This window comes from Asticcacaulis sp. DW145 (assembly GCF_037101385.1).
Taxonomy (GTDB): domain Bacteria; phylum Pseudomonadota; class Alphaproteobacteria; order Caulobacterales; family Caulobacteraceae; genus Asticcacaulis; species Asticcacaulis currens.
In genome coordinates this window covers 1,240,325-1,257,748 of record NZ_AP029025.1, presented here as the reverse complement: position 1 = coordinate 1,257,748, position 17,424 = coordinate 1,240,325, and the positions used below count along the sequence as shown (strand labels likewise).

Sequence of the window (17,424 nt, the reverse complement as noted above, 5' to 3'; positions counted from 1 at the left end):
CCTGATATGTTACGCTCTGTCCTGATCGCCTTCTGGCGCTCCTTCACCCGACATCCCCTCTATGGCGGCCTCAACCTTCTGGGCCTCAGTCTCGGCATCGCCGTCTTTATCGCGCTCAGCCTGCTGGTGCGCTTTGAAACCGGCTATGAGACCTGGAGCCCCGAACGCGCCAAAATCTATACCGTCGGCACCCGCTATTTCTTCCCCGGCATGACCGATGAGGTGCGTATCGGGGGCATGGGTGGCCTGACCGAAGAACTGAAGGCCAGCTATCCGCAACTGGTCACGGTGCGCGACTGGTCGAACCCGGTCACGGTGCACAAGGGGTCGGAGGTCTATTCCGAGCAGATCGAGCTGGTCGATCCGGAGTTCCTGACCTTTTTCGGCATGCCCATGCGCGCCGGAGACGCGGCTACGGCGCTGAATGATCCCGGTAGCGTGGTCATCAGCGAGGAAAAGGCGCGTAAGTATTTTGGCACGGTGGATGCGGTGGGCAAGACCCTGACGCTCAGCGATGCCGAGGGGCGCAAACCCTATGTGGTCAGCGCCGTTATTCGCGATCTGCCGGAAAACAGCGATCTCAAATCGGGGCTGTTGCGGCGCCTCACGCCGCAGCGCACGGCGATGGAGACCGACACCTGGCATCACTGGGGCTCGGTGCAGCTTTGGGCCTTCCTTAAATTCGATACGCCGGCGCAGGCGCACGCCTTACAGGCCCAGTTGGACGCCTTTACCGACCGTCAGGTGGGCAATAATTTCGGCCCCGGTGTCAAGGGCAGCAGCCTGATGAAGCTGGTGCTGGTGCCGCTGGCCGATGTTCACCTGATCGACCCCAAGCAGAAGGCGGCCATCGTCACACTGGGTCTGGTCGGCGTGGTGGCGCTGGTGCTGGCCCTGATCAACTACGTCAATCTGGCCACGGCACGGGCGGGCCTGCGGGCGCGTGAAGTGGCGGTGCGCAAGACACTGGGGGCGCGTCCTTCGGCCTTGCGGCTGCAATTTCTGGGGGAGGCCCTGCTGACCCTGCTGCTGGCCTTTATCGTAGGCCTGTCTCTTGTTGAACTGACCCTGCCGCTGATCAATGCCGCCGGGGGCCTGTCTCTGGCGCTCGATTACACGAAAGACGGGATATGGCTGGCCGGGCTTCTGGGGGTGGTGCTGTTGGCCGGTCTGGTCGCGGCCCTCTATCCGGCCTTTGCCCTGTCGGCCTTCAAACCGGCACAGGTGCTGGCGTCGAGCCGCACCCCGGCGGGCGGCCGTCTGGGGATGCGCCTGCGCGAAGGCCTCGTCATTCTGCAATTCGCGGCGGTGGTGATGGCCTTCACCCTGATGCTCGGCTTCATCAAACAGATCGAGCATATCCAGTCGGCCGATCTCGGCTTCAAGCGCGACGGCCTGCTGCTGGTCAATTCGATCCGCGACGTCAATATCAATGCCGCACAGCGCGAGGGCTTTCAGGCGGCCGTGCGGGCCCTGCCCAATGTCACGGCGGTCAGTATCGCCAATGCCATTCCGGGCGATCAGAACACGGTCAACAACTCCAATATCGTTTTGCCGGGACAGCGCGACAAGCTGACCGAATCGCCGACGGTCAACTGGTCGGTGGTCGGTCCGGGCTATTTCGATCTGATCGGCATCAAACTGCTGGCCGGGCGCTATTTTGATCCGCGCTTTGCCGAGGATCAGACGTGGGTGGGTGACAAGGCCGAGCCGGGCCGGGTGACCAATGTCGTCGTCAGCCGCCTGACGGTACAGCGTCTGGGCTTCAAGACACCACAGGCCGCTGTGGGGCAGACCGCGCGCTTCTCTGATCATACGGTGCGTATCGTCGGTGTGGTCGAAGACGCGCGCTTCTATCATCCGTCGGAGCCCATTCCGGCCAAGCTGTATATGTTCGATGCCCACGTCGCCTACGCGGCCGTAGGCTTTGTCCGCTATGCCGGCGTCAGCGAAAGCGTGATGCGTGAGCGTCTGCGCAAGGTGTGGCGTCAGGTGGCCCCGGACGTGCCGTTCGAAGTCACGTCGGCCTATGAGAACCTCGACAAGTATTATAAGCCCGAACGCGACCGCTCCAACCTGTTCGGGGTTGGGGCCGGGGTGGCGGCGCTGATCGGCTGTATCGGGCTCTACGGTATGGCAGCGTTCAATACCTCACGCCGGGCCCGTGAAATCGGCCTGCGCAAGGTGCTGGGGGCGTCGCGCGGTCAGGTGGTGCGGCTTCTGACGCTGCAATTCCTGCGCCCGGTGCTGATCGCCAGCGTCATCGCCTGGCCTCTGGCTTGGCTGGCTCTGGGGCAGTGGCTGTCGCAGTTTGACGACGCCATCGGCATCAGCCCGCTGTTCTTCCTTATCGCCACGGCGGCGGCTCTGGCCATCGCACTGGGGACGGTGGGGGGGCTGGCGCTCAGCAGCGCCTCGACCGAACCGGGCAAGGCGCTCAGGCATCAGTAAGAAGATCAGGCATCAGTAAGAAGAAAGGCCCGCTCCCTACAGGAGCGGGCCTTGTTTTTTTTAGTTCTTCAAAATCTTCTCTTCCGGCACTTTTTCGAGCCGGGGGGCAAGCGTATGGATGACCAAAATGGCGATCAGATAGGCCGAGCCTGCGACAATGAAGATGGGCTGGTAGGATTTGAACAGCTCCAGAATATAGCCGTTATAGGTCGTCATCAGCATACCGCCGATGGCTCCGGCCATACCGCCGATACCGATGACCGAGGCCACGGCCTGCTTCGGGAAGAGGTCCGACGGCAGGGTCATAAGATTGGCCGACCACGCCTGATGCGAGGCGGCGGCCAGCCCGATAATGGCCACGGCCCCCCACAGATTGCCGACGAACTGCGCCGCGACGATGGGGGTGACCAGAAGCGCGCACATCAGCATGGTCGATTTGCGCGCCGCATTGGGGGTGCGCCCGGCCTGCAACTGCTTTGACGAGGCCCAGCCGCCGAAGATCGAGCCGACGTCGGCCAGAATATAGATGGCGATCAGCGGCGGCCCGAAGGTTTTAAGGTCAAGGCCATGACGTTTGTGCAGAAAGTCGGGCAGCCAGAACAGATAGAGCCACCAGATGGGATCGGTCAGGAACTTGCCCAGCGCATAGGCCCAGGTCTGAGGGAAGGTCAGCAGCTTGAACCACGAAATTTTGGCCGCGGGCGTGGTGGTTTCGGTGGCGGTCGTGTCGTCCGACTGGATATGCGCCAGCTCGGCGGGCGAGACGCGCGGGTGTTCCTGCGGGCGGCGATAGATGATCATCCACGCGATCAGCCACAGGGCGGTGATAATGCCGATGGAGATGAAGGCGGCGCGCCACCCGAAGGCCAGCGTAATGGCCGGCACGACCAGAGGGGTGACGATCGGCCCCAGCGCCGTCCCGGCATTGAAGATGCCGACGGCCTGAGCGCGCTCCTTTTGCGGGAACCATTCCGACACGGCCTTGAGCGAAGCGGGGAAGGAGCCCGACTCACCGAAGCCCAGAACGGAGCGGGCAATGGCAAACTGCGTCACCGAATGGATCAGGCCGTGGCCGATGGAGGCGACGGTCCAGATGGTGAAGGCTACCGCGTAGCCGATGCGCACGCCCACCGCGTCGATAATGCGCCCGAAGGTCAGAAAGCCCACCGCATAGAAGCACTGAAACCAGAACACGATGTGGGCATAGTCGATCTCGGTCCACTTCAGCTCATCCTGAAGCGTCGGCTTCAGAATGCCGATCATCTGCCGGTCGATATAGTTGATACCGATAGCGATGAACAACAGGGCGCAGATCACCCACCGATAGCGTCCGATTCCCTTTGTGGAATAGACGAGGTCCGGCCTTTGGTTCATGCTGACGTTTCCTTTTCTCTGTACGGCATTGCTAGCTTTTGTTTTGTCGCGCATTGTCCGAAAACCGTTGCACCGTTTTCAGAAATGCGCGCCAAGAGGCTTTTGATTGTTTTGGGGTGTCTGTGACACCGGTGGCGCAACCTATGCCGACCTTTGCCGGTATGAAAAGGGGCAAAACGTCCGTTGGGGAAATAAAAACGATTGCGCACCTGTCGGGACAAGGGCCTGACCCGTTGGATGAGACGGTGGATATCCGATAGCTACCTTTATATCGGGCGGCCCGATACCCACAGCCGGTGCGGGAAAAACATCGCGCTGACGCTTTTTTGAAACGCCGCGCTTTCGCTCGCCCGTGAAACGGCTATTGTCCCGTAAAACACAATACAGAGAGGGAACCCCAAAATGACCATCAGCCGTCGTGAAACGCTCCGTATGTCCGCAGGTCTGTCCCTGCTGGCCCTGCTGCCACCCATTGCCGAAGCGCAATCCACGAAGCCGGCGGGCCATGATCTGCGCCTATGGTACCGCGAACCGGCCAATGAATGGACCGAGGCCCTGCCGCTGGGCAACGGGCGGCTGGGGGCCATGGTGTTTGGCGGTGTGGCGCGCGACCGGCTGCAACTGAACGAAGATACGCTGTATGCCGGGGCGCCGTATCAGCCGGCCAATCCCGACGGCCCGGCGGCTCTGCCGGAAATACGCAAGCTGATCTTCGAGGGTAAATATGTCGAGGCGCAAAAGCGTATTGACGCGCACTTCATGGGCAATCCGGTCAGTCAGGTTTCCTATCAGACGATCGGCGAACTGACCCTGACCTTCGGGCCGTCGTCGAATGCCAGCGGGTATCGCCGTGAGCTGGATCTGACGAAGGCGCTTTCTACCGTCACCTATCGTCAGGACGGCGTGACCTATACCCGCGAAACCTTCATCAGTCCGGTCGATCAGGTGCTGGTGATGCGCCTGAGCGCCGACACACCGGGGAAGATCAGCTTTCAACTGGGGTTTGAAACGCCGCAGGTGGCGACCGTGGCCATCGAAAGTCCGCAGGAGATCGTGCTGTCCGGGCGCAATGGCGGCCACAATGGCAAGGACGGGGCGTTGCGCTTCGAAAGCCGCGTGCGCGTGGTGGCCAGCGGCGGTCAGCAGAGCACCGGTACGGATGAGCTGGTCGTGAAGGGGGCCGACAGCGCAATGGTCTTCATGGCGGCGGCTACCAGCTTCAAAGCCTTCCGCGACGTGTCGGGCGACCCGACCGCCATCACCCAAGACCAGATGGCCAGGGCCGCGACGCGTTCGTTCGACGACCTCTATGCGGCGCATCTGAAGGCGCACAGCGCGCTGTTTGAGCGTGTCAGTGTCGATTTCGGCCGTACCGAAGCCGCCGATCAGCCGACAGGGCAACGCATTGCCCGCTCACAATTCCAGAACGATCCGGCGCTGGCGGCGCTTTATTACCAGTACGGCCGCTATCTGCTGATATCGTGTTCGCGACCGGGCACGCAGCCCGCCAATCTGCAAGGCCTGTGGAACGAGAAGCTGAACGCCCCGTGGGGCGGCAAGTACACCATCAATATCAATACCGAGATGAACTACTGGCCGTCCGAGCCCACGGCCCTGCCGGAACTGACCGAGCCTTTGGTGCGACTGGTGAAGGAGATTTCGGTGACCGGGGCCGAAACGGCCAGAATCATGTACGGGGCGCGCGGCTGGGTGGCGCACCACAATACCGATCTGTGGCGGGCCACGGCACCTATTGACGCCGCCTTCTACGGCACCTGGCCGATGGGCGGCGCGTGGCTGTGCCTGCACCTGTGGGATCGCTACGACTATGGCCGCGACACGGCCTATCTGAAAGACATCTATCCGCTGCTCAAAGGGGCATCGCAGTTCTTCCTCGACACGCTGGTGAAGGACCCCGCGTCCGGTTACATGGTCACGGCGCCGTCGATTTCGCCGGAAAACGAACACAGGTTCGGCACCTCGATCTGCGCCGGGCCGACCATGGACATGCAGATCCTGCGCGACCTGTTCGCCAATACGGCACGGTCGGCGGACATCCTCAAAACCGATCCGGGCTTCCGCGCTGAGGTCCTGGCCATGCGCGACAGGCTGGTGCCCAACCAGATCGGCAAGGCGGGTCAGCTTCAGGAGTGGAAGGACGACTGGGATATGGAGGCACCGGACCTGCACCATCGCCACGTCTCTCACCTCTACGGCCTGTTCCCGTCGCACCAGATCACCACACGCAAGACGCCGGAACTGGCGGCGGCGGCCAAAAAGTCGCTGGAGCTGCGCGGCGACATGTCCACCGGCTGGGCCATCGGCTGGCGCATCAACCTGTGGGCGCGGCTGGGCGAGGGGGAGCGCACGCACAGTATTCTCAAGCTGCTGCTGGGGCCGGAGCGCACCTATCCCAACATGTTCGACGCCCACCCGCCGTTCCAGATCGACGGCAATTTCGGGGGCACGTCGGGCATGACCGAGATGCTGATGCAGTCCTATGACGATCAGATCATCCTGTTGCCCGCCCTGCCGACCGCCTGGCCGAAGGGACACGTCACGGGCCTGAAGGCGCGCGGCGGCTTTACGGTGGACCTCCACTGGGCCGACATGACGCTGGAGCGGGTGACGATCCGCAGCGCCTTTGGCGAAAAGGCGACGCTGGTGCTGGGCGATGATCGCCTGCCGCTGGCGCTGAAAAAGGGCCAGTCGGCGACCTTTGGCCTGCGGGCGGGAGGGCTTGTCCGGACCGCCTGAACGCGGGGTCTTTCCGGTTGACGGATTGCGCGCAAATGAATGAAGATGCGCGCAATTAACAAATACGGGGAAGGACAGGTGCCATGACCACGAACCGGCGTCACGCGCTCACAGGTCTGGGGCTGGGGGCGTTTCTGTTCGGCGCGCCCGCCGGGGCCGCCCCCGCTAAAAACGGCCCCGCCACGTGGCGCAAGGGGATAGAGGGTCAGCGCCAGCCGGATCTGGGGAACGGCACCTTCCTCAACCCGATCATGGCCGGGGACCATCCCGATCCGTCGATCCTGAAGGACGGCGACAACTATTACATGACGTTTTCGACCTTCGACGCCTATCCGGGTCTGGTGATCTGGCAGTCGAAGGACCTCGTCAACTGGCGGCCCATCGGTCCGGCCCTGACCCGCAATATCGGCTCGGTCTGGGCCCCGGAACTGTGTCAGCACAAGGGCCGCTACTACCTCTACATCCCGACCAAGAAGACCTCGGCACCGGGTTCAAAGACCACCTCATGGGTGATCTGGGCCGACCGTATCGAAGGTCCGTGGTCCGAGCCCATCGACCTCGACCTGCCGCGCCATATCGACCCCGGCCATGCGGTGGGCGAAGACGGATCGCGCTGGCTGTTCCTGTCGGGCGGTGACCGGGTGCGCCTGTCGGACAACGGTCTGTCGAAGGCGGGTGAGGTCGAGCACGTCTATGATCCGTGGCGCTATCCGTCCGACTGGGTGGTCGAAGGCTTTTCGCCCGAGGGCCCGAAGATCACGCGCCACGGTCAATACTACTACATGATCCTGGCGGTCGGCGGCACGGCAGGCCCGCCGACGGGGCATATGGTCATTGCGGCGCGGTCGAAGTCTATAAACGGGCCGTGGGAGCACCATCCGCGCAATCCGCTGGTACGCACGACGTCCGCGGGAGAAAAGTGGTGGTCGCGCGGCCACGCCACGCTGGTCGAAGGGCCTTCTGGCGACTGGTGGGGCGTGTATCACGGCTATGAAAACGGCTTCTGGACGCTGGGGCGGCAGACGCTTCTGGCCCCGGTAACGTGGTCAAAGGACGGCTGGTTTGATTTCGGCGGCGGTGACCTGTCGGAGCCCATAAAGAAGCCCAAAGGCGGCAAACCGCATGGCTTTCAGCCGGTGCACGGACAGGCCTTGTCTGACGATTTCACGACCGACAAGTACGGCATTCAGTGGAACTTCTTTAACCCGTCGCCGGACGAGAAAAGCCGTATCCGCCGCGAAAACGGCGTGCTGCACCTCACGGCGTCGGGCGAGGCCCCAAGCTCCGGTGCGCCGCTGATCACCATAGTCGGTGATCCGGCCTATGAGATCGAAATGGAGATCGAGGTCGATGCGGGCGTGCGCGCCGGACTGCTGCTGTTCTATGACACCAAGCTCTATTGCGGTCTGGGGTTTGACGCCCAAAACTTCGTCACGCATCAGTACGGCATCGAGCGGGGACGTCCGGCCCATGACTATGGCCGTCGGATGCGGATGCGCTTGCGTAACGACCGGCATATCGTGACCTTCGACACCTCGGCGGACGGTCAGACCTGGCGGCGCTTTGACCGCGGCATGGAGGTGTCGGGCTATCACCACAATGTGCGCGGGGGCTTCCTGATGCTCAAGCCGGGCTTCTATGCGGCCGGGCAAGGCGAGGCGCGCTTCCACCACTTTCGATACAGAGCGCTCTAGATCATTATGATTTTTGATAGAAACATAATATCTAGATTTTGTTTAGCCCCTCGCTGGGCGGTGGCTTTGCCACCTTGGCCGCCGCCTCAATGGCGGCTTGAGCGGAAGGATTACTAAGAAATCATTCCGCTCTAATAAAGCTCGCTGGAAATGGCCTGTGCCGTCTGGCGCAGGCGCTCCAGCACCTGCGGCTTGTCCATATGGCAGACTACGTGCGTCATGAAGGGCACGATCAGGGCGGCGACGGCGTGGTGTGAGCGGGCGGCGAAGATCGGCACGGCCAGATCGACAATGCCCAGCGTATAGGCGCTGTCGCGCACCAGATAGCCCTGACGCTTCGCTTCGCGCGCCTCATCGAGGAAGGCGCGCAGGACGGGGCGATCAAGGCGGCCGCGCATGGTGTGATACCAGTTGAGCTGATCGCGCAGGGGCAGGAAGCCGAAGATCAGCCGCCCGGACGTGGCGGTGGCCGCCGGGGCACGGAAGCCGACCTTAACCCCGAAGGCGGTCATGCTCTCGCTTTCGGCACGGGCGATGGCGACGATGTGTTCGCGCGACAGGACGGTCATGTGGCACGACTGCTCGCTGTCGCGGGCCAGGGCGCGCATATGCGGCAGGGCCGTTTCGATCAGGCTCTGGCGCGGCGGGTAGAGCATGCCGAAATCGAACAGGCGGCTGGTCATGGTGTAGCGCCCGGCCACATCGCGCCGTAGATAGCCTCTGGCCTCCAGAGTCAGGATCATGCGGTAGATTTCGGCCTTGGAACGCCCGACACCGGCGCAGATGTCTCCGATGCTCAGCGCGCCCGGCCGTCCGGCCAGAAACTCAAGAATCTCAATACCCTTTTCGAGGGCAGGGGCGCTGTAGGTCGGTTCGGACATTACGATTCCATCGGTTTATCACACCGTGATAGCCGTTTCGCACGGAGGCGTCAAAAGGGCTCCGCGGACCTTTGGTCGCAGGCAAAAAAAAGCCGCGCACTCGGCGCGGCCAGTTTACAGGGAGGAAACGCCCAGGAAGGGCAATCGATGCAAGGCATCGAACACAATCATCATATATGCTGCGATGCGGCAATTGCAAGGCGAGACTGTGTCAAGTTCAGTTACAAATCACAAAAAGTCTGTGAGGGGTTACACCTCCACCAAGGCCTTGATCACCCCGGCTTCGGGGGCGGTCCAGCCGGGCAGGACGTCGGGCAGGTCGTTGAGCGTCGTGCGGTGCGTATTGAGCGCCGCCGTGGGGATCAGGCCGGCGCGGATAGCACTCAGTACCTCTTCAAAGTCTTCCACCGTGGCGTTACGGCTGCCCAGCAGGGTGGTTTCGCGCTTGTGGAACTCCGGATCGTTGAAGGTGATGTCGGCAGAGACGACCGAAATCAGCACATAGGTGCCGCCATGCCCGACATAGCCGAACCCGGCCTCGATGGCCTTGGGCGAGCCCGTGGCGTCGAACACCGCGTCATAGAAGTCGCCATCGGTCAGGGCCGACAGCTCATCGCGCGTGGTGGGTGACAGCACGACCCCATGGTCCATGCCGAGCGTCTTCAGGCAGACCTCGACGCGCGTACCCTGTCCGTCCAGCACAGTCACTTCTGCGCCTTTCAGCTTGGCGAAGAGGGCCGTGGCCATGCCAATGGGGCCAACCCCGGTCACCAGCACGCGCTGACCGGGCTGCACCTGCGCGCGACGCACGCTGTGGCAGCCGATGGCGAGAAATTCCAGCATGGCGGCTTCGTCCAGCCCGATACCCGTGGCCGGGAAGACGAAGGCTTCGGGGACGCTGAGATATTCGGTCATGCCGCCGTCGCGGTGCACGCCCAGCACCTGAATCTTCATGCAGCAGTTGGGACGGCCCTTGCGGCAGGCGGCGCAGGTGCCGCACGACAGATAGGGCATGATGTACACCACATCGCCGCTATTGAGCGCCGAGCCTTCCGGGGCCTCGGCCACTTCGCCGGAGAGTTCGTGGCCCATGACGCGCGGATAGCTGAGATAGGGCTGGGTGCCGCGAAAAATGTGCATGTCCGTGCCGCAGATGCCGACGCGACGCACGCGAACCAGCACTTCACCGGCCTGTCGCACCGGTTTGTCGCGCTGAATGCGCACCAGCTTGCCGGGACTTTCGCAGATGACCGTATCCATGGGGAACCCTCGTGGTGACTACAGGGGTGTAGCTACAGCGCGCCCGTGTGGGTGTCAAATATGAAATAGAGATTTAATCGTAAACAATTGTGTGGCGGCTATTATAATCTGTTGCCGAAAGTGTCCGACCTTATGTCTGACAAATAGGCGTTTCCGTTGCGTCATCCGGCCAAATCTCTCACTATGTGAGGGTACCTGTAGCGATGTGTCGAAAAGTGTAAGCGGTTTTCGACAAAAATATCGCGACAAAACAGAAATTTAGAGCCGGATTAGGCTTCCGTTTGAAATCATCCCGCTCTGGCCGACGGACCACGCCATGACCTCGATTGCCGACCACCCCCTACGTCAGACCTTAAGCGACCTCATGCACGAACGCGCCCTGCCGGTTCTGTCGGCGCCCGTCGCCTTGCGTAGCTGGGTTCTGCTGGTGGACGATGCCGAACGCGCGGCCGAGGCGGCGTGGGTCGAAGGGCTGAGCGAGGCCTCGCCCGAAGACGGCCGTCTGGCGCAGATCGGGGCCAAAGGCGGCCGCATCTGGGAACGCCACGGCGAGTTTTCGACTTGGCTCGGCTATACGACGGAGGCGGCGGCGCTGACGGCGGCCTCAGAGCGGCTGGGCTTTGGCGTGATCCGCGCCGAGGGGTTCGACTGGCTGAGCGGGGCACCGGGGCGCGTGTTCCGCAGCGTCGAAATCTCGGTGATGACCGAGGCCCCGGACCCGGCGCGATTGAGTGCCTGTCTGTCCCTGTCCACCTGCGTGAGCTGCGAGGTGTTTGACGGACGCGCGCGTCTGTGGACCGATTTTCGCGGCCACGACACCGGGGCGGGGCGTATCTTCATTCACGATCGCGGGCTTCAGAACGACGAGCTGTCGCGCCTGTTGCAGACCCTGATCGAGATTGGCCACTACCGCAAGCTGGCCCTGCTGGGCTTCGGTGAGGCGCGCGCCGTTCTGACCTGGCTCAAGGGGGCCGAACGGACTCTGGTGGACATTACGCGGCAGCTCAATGAGGGGCGCACCTCGCAGGAGGTCATCTATGAGCGCCTGACGGCCCTGTCGTCGGATGTCGAACAGCGTGTCAATGAGGTGGGGTTCCGGCTGGGGGCAACCGAGGCCTATGCGCGGCTTGTCGAGGATCGCCTGACCTCCTTGCGCGAACGCCGCGTTGAGGGGTTTTCCACCATGCGCGAATTTATCGAGCGGCGGCTTCAGCCGGCCATGCGCACCTGCGAAGCGGCCTCGGCGCGGCTGGGGGACATTTCCAGCCGCATCGGTCGCATCGGCGACCTGCTGCGCGCGCGGGTGTCGATCTCGCTGGAGACGCAGAACCAGTTGCTGCTGCAAAACATGAACGCGCGCGCCGAGCTTCAGGTCAAGCTGTCCGAACTGGTCGAAGGGCTGTCCGTCTTTGCCCTGTCCTACTACATCATCAACCTGATCAAATACGTGCTGGAGCCGCTGGTTGGCCATTCTCCGGCAGCGACGGCGGGCTACAGTGTCGGGGTGATCGTCGTGCTGCTGGGGGCGTGGCTCCTTATCCGCCGCCGCAAGCGGCACCTGAAGGCGGCGTAAAAAAAAGCCGCCCGGTGAGGGGCGGCCAGTGAGACGCATCAACGGGGAGCCGAAGCGTCAGGAAGGCTTATTTCACCTGATGCCAACGGCCGAAGATGCTGACCGCATCCGGCCGTTGAAGAAACGAGAATTTCTCATTTGTATCAGCGACATGAGAAATTCTCGAAAGGAATACCAAGAGTCATTTTCAATGACTCTTGGTATGAGGCCAGCCGTCGGAGAGCTGACGGCGCACGGTCGCGATGTCCGGGGCGTCTTTCCAGCGGATGCCGATGTCGCGGTGCGCCGCCCCCGGTCCGGTCGAGCCGCTTTCAAAGAAGCGCGAGTCCTGCGGATGAAAGACCGCTGTCTTGCTGCCATCGCGCGCCGTGCCGCCCATGCTGGTCCAGTGGTCGGGGTGGATATGGGCGTCCATCACGCAGTCGATAAACAGGGCCTGCCCCACGGCGTTGGGATCGGCATAGCGCCCGTCCGGGAAGGTGGTGGTCGGGTGCCAGGGCCGGGCCAGCGCCACCGCGCCGTCGGGCACACCGGCTTCGCGCGTCAGGCGCGAGCGATAGACGACGAGGCCGATGGGCTGGCTCAGGGGCGTGGAGGGGGCCAGCAGGAAGGAATGGAACTCCCCCGGCGGGGTGGGCGCGCCGCGATTGCGGGTGCGCAATTCGCTGTCTTCGATCAGAAGCTGCCCATTGCCGAAGATGAAGTCGATATTGCCGGCGATCAGGCTGTCGCGGATCACCGCCCGCCTGCCATTGGCAAACAGCGTGTCCTGATAGCCAAGCATCGCCGTCTTGCGGAACAGCACGCGGTCGCTGTCAATATCGAGCAGCACGGCGACGGCCTGCGAATTGCCAATCTTCTGCGGGTCGCCCGCCGGCCGTGCGTCGTTGCTGAGGTAGTCGAAGGTGTTTTCGACGGTCAGACCCTCCACCGTCACCTGATCGGCATTGATCGTCAGGGTCGCCGAGCCGGGCGTGCCCCACTTGCGGCGGTGATACTTGCCCGCCGTTTCGGCCACGGCGTCAAAGTGCAGGCGCGTGCGTTTCGCACCCGCGCCTTTGAGACGCACCTTGGGGCGGCTGACCGTCACTTTTTCATAATAGTCGCCCGCCGCCACGTCGATTGCGACCCAGGTGTCGCTGGTGTCCGCCTGCGCGGCGTCGAGCGCGGCCTGCACCTTTGTGAAACAGGCTTTTTGCGCGCCGCAGTCGGGGCGCACTTTGAGACGGGTGGCGGCCTCGGCGGGGAGGCTCAGCGCGGCAAGGGTCAGACAGGCGACGGCGCTGGCGAGCAGGGTGGGGCGTACAGACATGAGCTCAGGGTTCCGACAGAAAACCGTCAATCAGATCGACAATGCGGCTGAACCACGGATCGAACAGCCAGATGTCGTGGGGGGCGTTGTCAAATGTGGTATAGCGATAGGCAATGCCCTGCGCTTTCAGCCTGGCCTCGACGTCTTCGTGACCGGCGGTAAAGCGTGTCAGGCCGCTGCTGATCACCAAGGTCGGCGGGGCGGCGGCGCTGACGTGCCGGGCGGCACTGGCTTCGCGCCAGCGGTCGGGCACCTTTTCCATGGCACCGCCCAGCCACAGACCGGCGGCCGAGTTGTCCCCGGCGGCGTTTTCATATTGCAGGGCCAGCGGCGTGGTGAAGTCGAGCACGCCGTCAATGTCGATCAGGGCGCTGACCCGCGTGTCGTCACCGGCACGGCTTTTGTAGAGCGGGGTGTCCGCCGTATAGGCCAGAAGCGCGGCCATCTGCCCGCCGGATGAGGCGCCGCCTATGGCCAGCCGCTGGGGGTCGATGCCAAAGGTCTGCGCCTGCCCCTTCACCCAGACAAGGGCGTCATTGACGTCGATCAGACCCGCCGGATAGGGGGCTTCGGGCGACAGGCGAAACTCCGGCAGGAAGACGGCATAGCCGCGCTGCGCCAGCCGGGTGGCCAGAGCGTAGAAATGCGACTTGTTGCCCGACCGCCAGCCACCGCCGTGCACCAGCAGGATACCCTTGCCACTGGCGCGCCCGGCAACGGGCAGGAAGACGTCGATATGCAGTTCGCGCGCGCCGATGCTCTTGTAACGGCGATCGAACAGCACCTTTTGTCCGCTCTGGAACTCGGCCACCGGCCAGCTTATGCCCGCATACTGATCCTTATAGCGCTCAAACCGCTGCGAGATGGTGTAGCTGTCGTCCACCGGGATCAGGTCGGCGGCGAGAGCGGGGGTCAGGAGCCCCAGACCCAGCACACCGGCGGTAAGAGCGGGCAAAAGCCGCATGGTTTACTCCTGTAAAGGCGGCCACCGGCGGGTGCCGATGGCCGCTTATTTATTAGTATTTGTACCGCAGGCCCAGAATCCACTGCGCCCCGGTGTGGGTGTATTCGCGCGTCAGATCCATGTCGCCGGTGTCACCGGTGCCGTAGATGCGCTCCACTTCGTCGGTGATGTTGATGCCTTCGAAGGTCAGGGTCAAGCGCGGCGTGACGTTGTAGAAGGAGGCGAAGTCCACATGGGTGGGGCCGTATTTGCGCTCCTGCACGTGACCATTGCCTCCCGGTTCGCTGAGCAGATAGTCGTCCCGCTTGTTGACCGACAGACGCGCCCCGAAGGTCTCGGTGTCGTAATAGACGGTCAGGTTATAGGAGTTGGGCGACAGGCCGGTGGAGTCTTCGGCCGAGACGTGGGTGTAGTTCGACGCGATGCCCAGCTTTGACCACGGCCCCGGCAGGAAGGTGAAGGGCTGATTATAGGTCAGTTCGAAGCCCTTGACGCTGTTGCCCTTGTCGCTGTTAACCGGGATGGTGAAGGTGTAGGGCACCTTGGCCGGGTCGGCATTGTAGGAGGTGTCGTACAGCGGGTCGGCGTAGATGGCCGGCCAGAAGGACGGGTCGATCATCTGCTTGACCACATCGGTCTTCAGCGAGCGCACAATGTCCTTATGGAAGACGGTGAAGGCCAGAAGCCCTTCGTCACCGAAATACCATTCGACGCCCAGGTCCAGATCGTTCGACTCGTAGGGCTTCAGCGACGGGTTGCCGACATTGCCGACCGTGCGTGTGGTGTAGCCGAAGACGGGGCCGGCAATGTTCAGCGAACTGAGGCCCGGACGGGTCATGCTGCGGCCATAGGAGGCGCGCACCACAAGGTCGCTGCGCACGTCCAGCGCCGCATTGATCGACGGCAGATAGTTGTCGTAATCGACATTGACCTCGACCGGCGTACCGCTGACCTGCGCCTTCGAGCTGACCTTGGTCTTGACGTAGCGCAGACCGGCATTGGTGCGCAGGCGCATACCGGCGATGTCGTATTCGGCGTTCAGCTCGCCATAGGCCCCAAGGGTTTCTTCGCCGACGGTCCAGCCGGCCCCGGCATTGTTGGTATAGCCCGCCGGGATGACGCCCGCCGCGGCAATGGCGTCGAAATCGGCGACGCGGAAGGGCAACAGGCCCGGACCGTCCAGCCCCTTGCCGAAGTTGGAGACGGGGAAGGGACGGGTATAGCTGGACGGATTGAAGCTGGGCGTCGCACCGAGGCCCTCGCCATAGCTTACCTTGCGATCATTATAGCTGAGACCGGCCTTCAGCGACACGTTGTCGGCATTGTAGGTGGCGTCGAAGCGCGAGGTGAAGTTTTCCTTCTTCACCGTATTGATGCGGTTCGAAGCCGTCAGGGCGTTGATATAGTTGCTGGCCTTGTTCGGATCATAGCTGCCGAAGCTGATGCTCGGCACATAGGCATTGCCGCTGTAGTCATAGGCGTAATAGTGCGGCACCGAGCGGTAGTAGAAGCGCAGTTCCGTGCGGTCGGCATCGTCCACCGCTGACCCGGCCATGGCGTCGAGCGTCAGGCGCTCATTGACCTTGAAGCGGCCAGACAGGACGACCTGATCAAAGGTCGATTGCGAATCCTGACGGCGGCTTTCGTACCACGAGGTGACGTCGTTAAACGCGGCGGCGACAAGGGTCTTGCCATCGCCGCCGATCTTGAACGACAGCGGCGTCTGACCGGTAAAGTTACCGGCGGTGCCGTGCGTCAGCAGCCATTCCATCGAATTATAGCTGTCGCGGTCATTGGTCAGTTCCGAATGCAGGACGTCCAGCGTGATCAGGGCGTTTTCCGAGGGCTTGTATTGCAGCGAGCCGGTGACGCCGATGCGCTTCTGATCATTGCCGAAATAGTCGGCGCGCGGCAGGCGCGGAGCCCACAGGCAATCGAGCGGATCGCTGGCCCCGCAGGCTTTCGGCGTCCCGGTCACGGTCGGGTTGGTCTTGGCCCACGAATCGCCATTGGCGTAGGGCGAGGTCCAGCGCACGCTGGAATAGCCTTCCTGATGCACGGTGCGGTTGGAGGCCGCCACCGACAGAAGCGCCCCGAACTTACCGTCCGCAAACGTCTTGCTGACCAGCAGGGCGACGCGCGGATCGGCCTTTTGATTGAGGGTGTTGTAATTGGCCTGCGCCGAGGCGGAGACGGTGAAGTCCTCACGGAAATCGAAGGGGCGCGCCGAATAGAGGTTGACCGTCCCGGCAATGCCGCCTTCTTCGGTCGAGGCCTTTTGCGACTTTTCGATGTCGATACGGTTGAACAGTTCCGAGGCGAACAGGTGGAAATCGAAGGCGCGGCCCGCATTGAGGGTGACGCCGCCGCTGTCGAGGCCGTCGCTGCTGGCCGGGACTTCCATGCCGTTCAGGGTGGTGCGCGTAAAGTCCGGACCGAAGCCGCGCAAGGTGATATTGCGGCCTTCGCCGCCTTCGCGCGACATAGCCACGCCCGGCACGCGCTGGATGGATTCGGCGAGGTTGAGGTCCGGCATCTTGCCGATATCTTCGGCGACGATGCTTTCCACCGCATTGGCGGCGCGGCGCTTGATAGAGCGGGCCTTGCTCAGCGAACCGCGGATACCCTTGACCACGACCACGGTTTCTTCGGGCGCAGCGGCGGGCTCGTCAGAGGCGGTGGTGTCGGCCGCATAGGCGGTGCGGGTGATGGGGATGGCGTTGTCGCGCGCCGCCGGGATCTGCTCAGCCAGAACAATAATGCCATTGGAGCGGGTAACCGGTGTCAAATTCGTGCCTGCCAACAGGCGCGACAGGCCTTCGCGCACCGGCATATTGCCCTGAACGGCGGCGGTCTGCTTGCCCTTCACGACCTTTTCCGGCGCCATAAGCTGGATATTGGCCTGCTGGGCGAACTGCGGAATGCCGCGTTCGGCCGCCTGAGCCGGGACGTTGAACGATTTAACCCCCTCCTGTGCCACAGCCGGTACGGCGGAGACCATAAGCAACGTGCCGCCCGCGAGCAGCAACGGGCCATTAAACGCGCGCATAAATGCATTCGTCATCAGATTATTCCCTGTAGGAGCGCCCCGTGGTGCGCATTATTATTATTGAAGGTCCCGATTATTATAAAATTTGGGCCTTCCTCAGTTACGATGC

The 17,424-nt window shown here is 62.8% G+C and carries 10 protein-coding genes; 4 read left to right on the top strand and 6 right to left on the bottom strand.

From position 1 onward, the window contains the following. Window positions 1-6: 6 nt before the first annotated feature. Entirely contained in the window at window positions 7-2,451 is a 2,445-nt protein-coding gene (locus AACH73_RS16960; RefSeq protein ID WP_272742358.1) for an ABC transporter permease, read from the top strand. 60 nt (window positions 2,452-2,511) lie between these two features. On the opposite strand, the gene AACH73_RS16955 is transcribed toward AACH73_RS16960, so the two are convergent. Beyond that, window positions 2,512-3,825, bottom strand: coding sequence for an MFS transporter (locus tag AACH73_RS16955; RefSeq protein WP_272742357.1), 1,314 nt, complete (start codon window positions 3,823-3,825; stop codon window positions 2,512-2,514). A gap of 402 nt (window positions 3,826-4,227) precedes the next feature. Here AACH73_RS16955 and AACH73_RS16950 point away from each other — a divergent pair, with 402 nt between their 5' ends. Both AACH73_RS16950 and AACH73_RS16945 read left to right on the top strand, forming a co-directional pair. After that, window positions 4,228-6,582, top strand: a complete 2,355-nt coding sequence (locus AACH73_RS16950; protein ID WP_338735950.1) for a glycoside hydrolase family 95 protein — start codon at window positions 4,228-4,230, stop codon at window positions 6,580-6,582. 83 nt (window positions 6,583-6,665) lie between these two features. Next, on the top strand, window positions 6,666-8,276 hold the full coding sequence (locus tag AACH73_RS16945) for a family 43 glycosylhydrolase (RefSeq protein ID WP_338735949.1): 1,611 nt from the start codon (window positions 6,666-6,668) through the stop codon (window positions 8,274-8,276). A 131-nt stretch (window positions 8,277-8,407) separates the two neighbouring features. On the opposite strand, the gene AACH73_RS16940 is transcribed toward AACH73_RS16945, so the two are convergent. Both AACH73_RS16940 and AACH73_RS16935 read right to left on the bottom strand, forming a co-directional pair. Beyond that, entirely contained in the window at window positions 8,408-9,157 is a 750-nt protein-coding gene (locus AACH73_RS16940; protein WP_272742354.1) for an IclR family transcriptional regulator, read from the bottom strand. Window positions 9,158-9,406: 249 nt separating this feature from the next. Next, window positions 9,407-10,417, bottom strand: a complete 1,011-nt coding sequence (locus AACH73_RS16935; RefSeq protein ID WP_338735948.1) for a zinc-binding alcohol dehydrogenase family protein — start codon at window positions 10,415-10,417, stop codon at window positions 9,407-9,409. A 316-nt stretch (window positions 10,418-10,733) separates the two neighbouring features. Here AACH73_RS16935 and AACH73_RS16930 point away from each other — a divergent pair, with 316 nt between their 5' ends. Continuing rightward, a complete protein-coding gene (locus AACH73_RS16930; RefSeq protein ID WP_338735947.1) occupies window positions 10,734-11,990 on the top strand; it encodes a DUF3422 domain-containing protein in 1,257 nt (418 codons plus the stop codon). Between the two features lie 187 nt (window positions 11,991-12,177). On the opposite strand, the gene AACH73_RS16925 is transcribed toward AACH73_RS16930, so the two are convergent. The 3 genes from AACH73_RS16925 to AACH73_RS16915 are packed head-to-tail and all read right to left on the bottom strand — an operon-like array spanning window position 12,178 to window position 17,330. Beyond that, on the bottom strand, window positions 12,178-13,302 hold the full coding sequence (locus AACH73_RS16925) for a pectinesterase family protein (RefSeq protein ID WP_338735946.1): 1,125 nt from the start codon (window positions 13,300-13,302) through the stop codon (window positions 12,178-12,180). 4 nt (window positions 13,303-13,306) lie between these two features. After that, a complete protein-coding gene (locus AACH73_RS16920; protein ID WP_272742350.1) occupies window positions 13,307-14,266 on the bottom strand; it encodes an alpha/beta hydrolase in 960 nt (319 codons plus the stop codon). A gap of 52 nt (window positions 14,267-14,318) precedes the next feature. After that, the gene (locus AACH73_RS16915) at window positions 14,319-17,330 is read right to left on the bottom strand and encodes a TonB-dependent receptor (protein ID WP_338735945.1); all 3,012 of its coding nucleotides are present in this window, start codon (window positions 17,328-17,330) and stop codon (window positions 14,319-14,321) included. Window positions 17,331-17,424 lie beyond the last annotated feature (94 nt).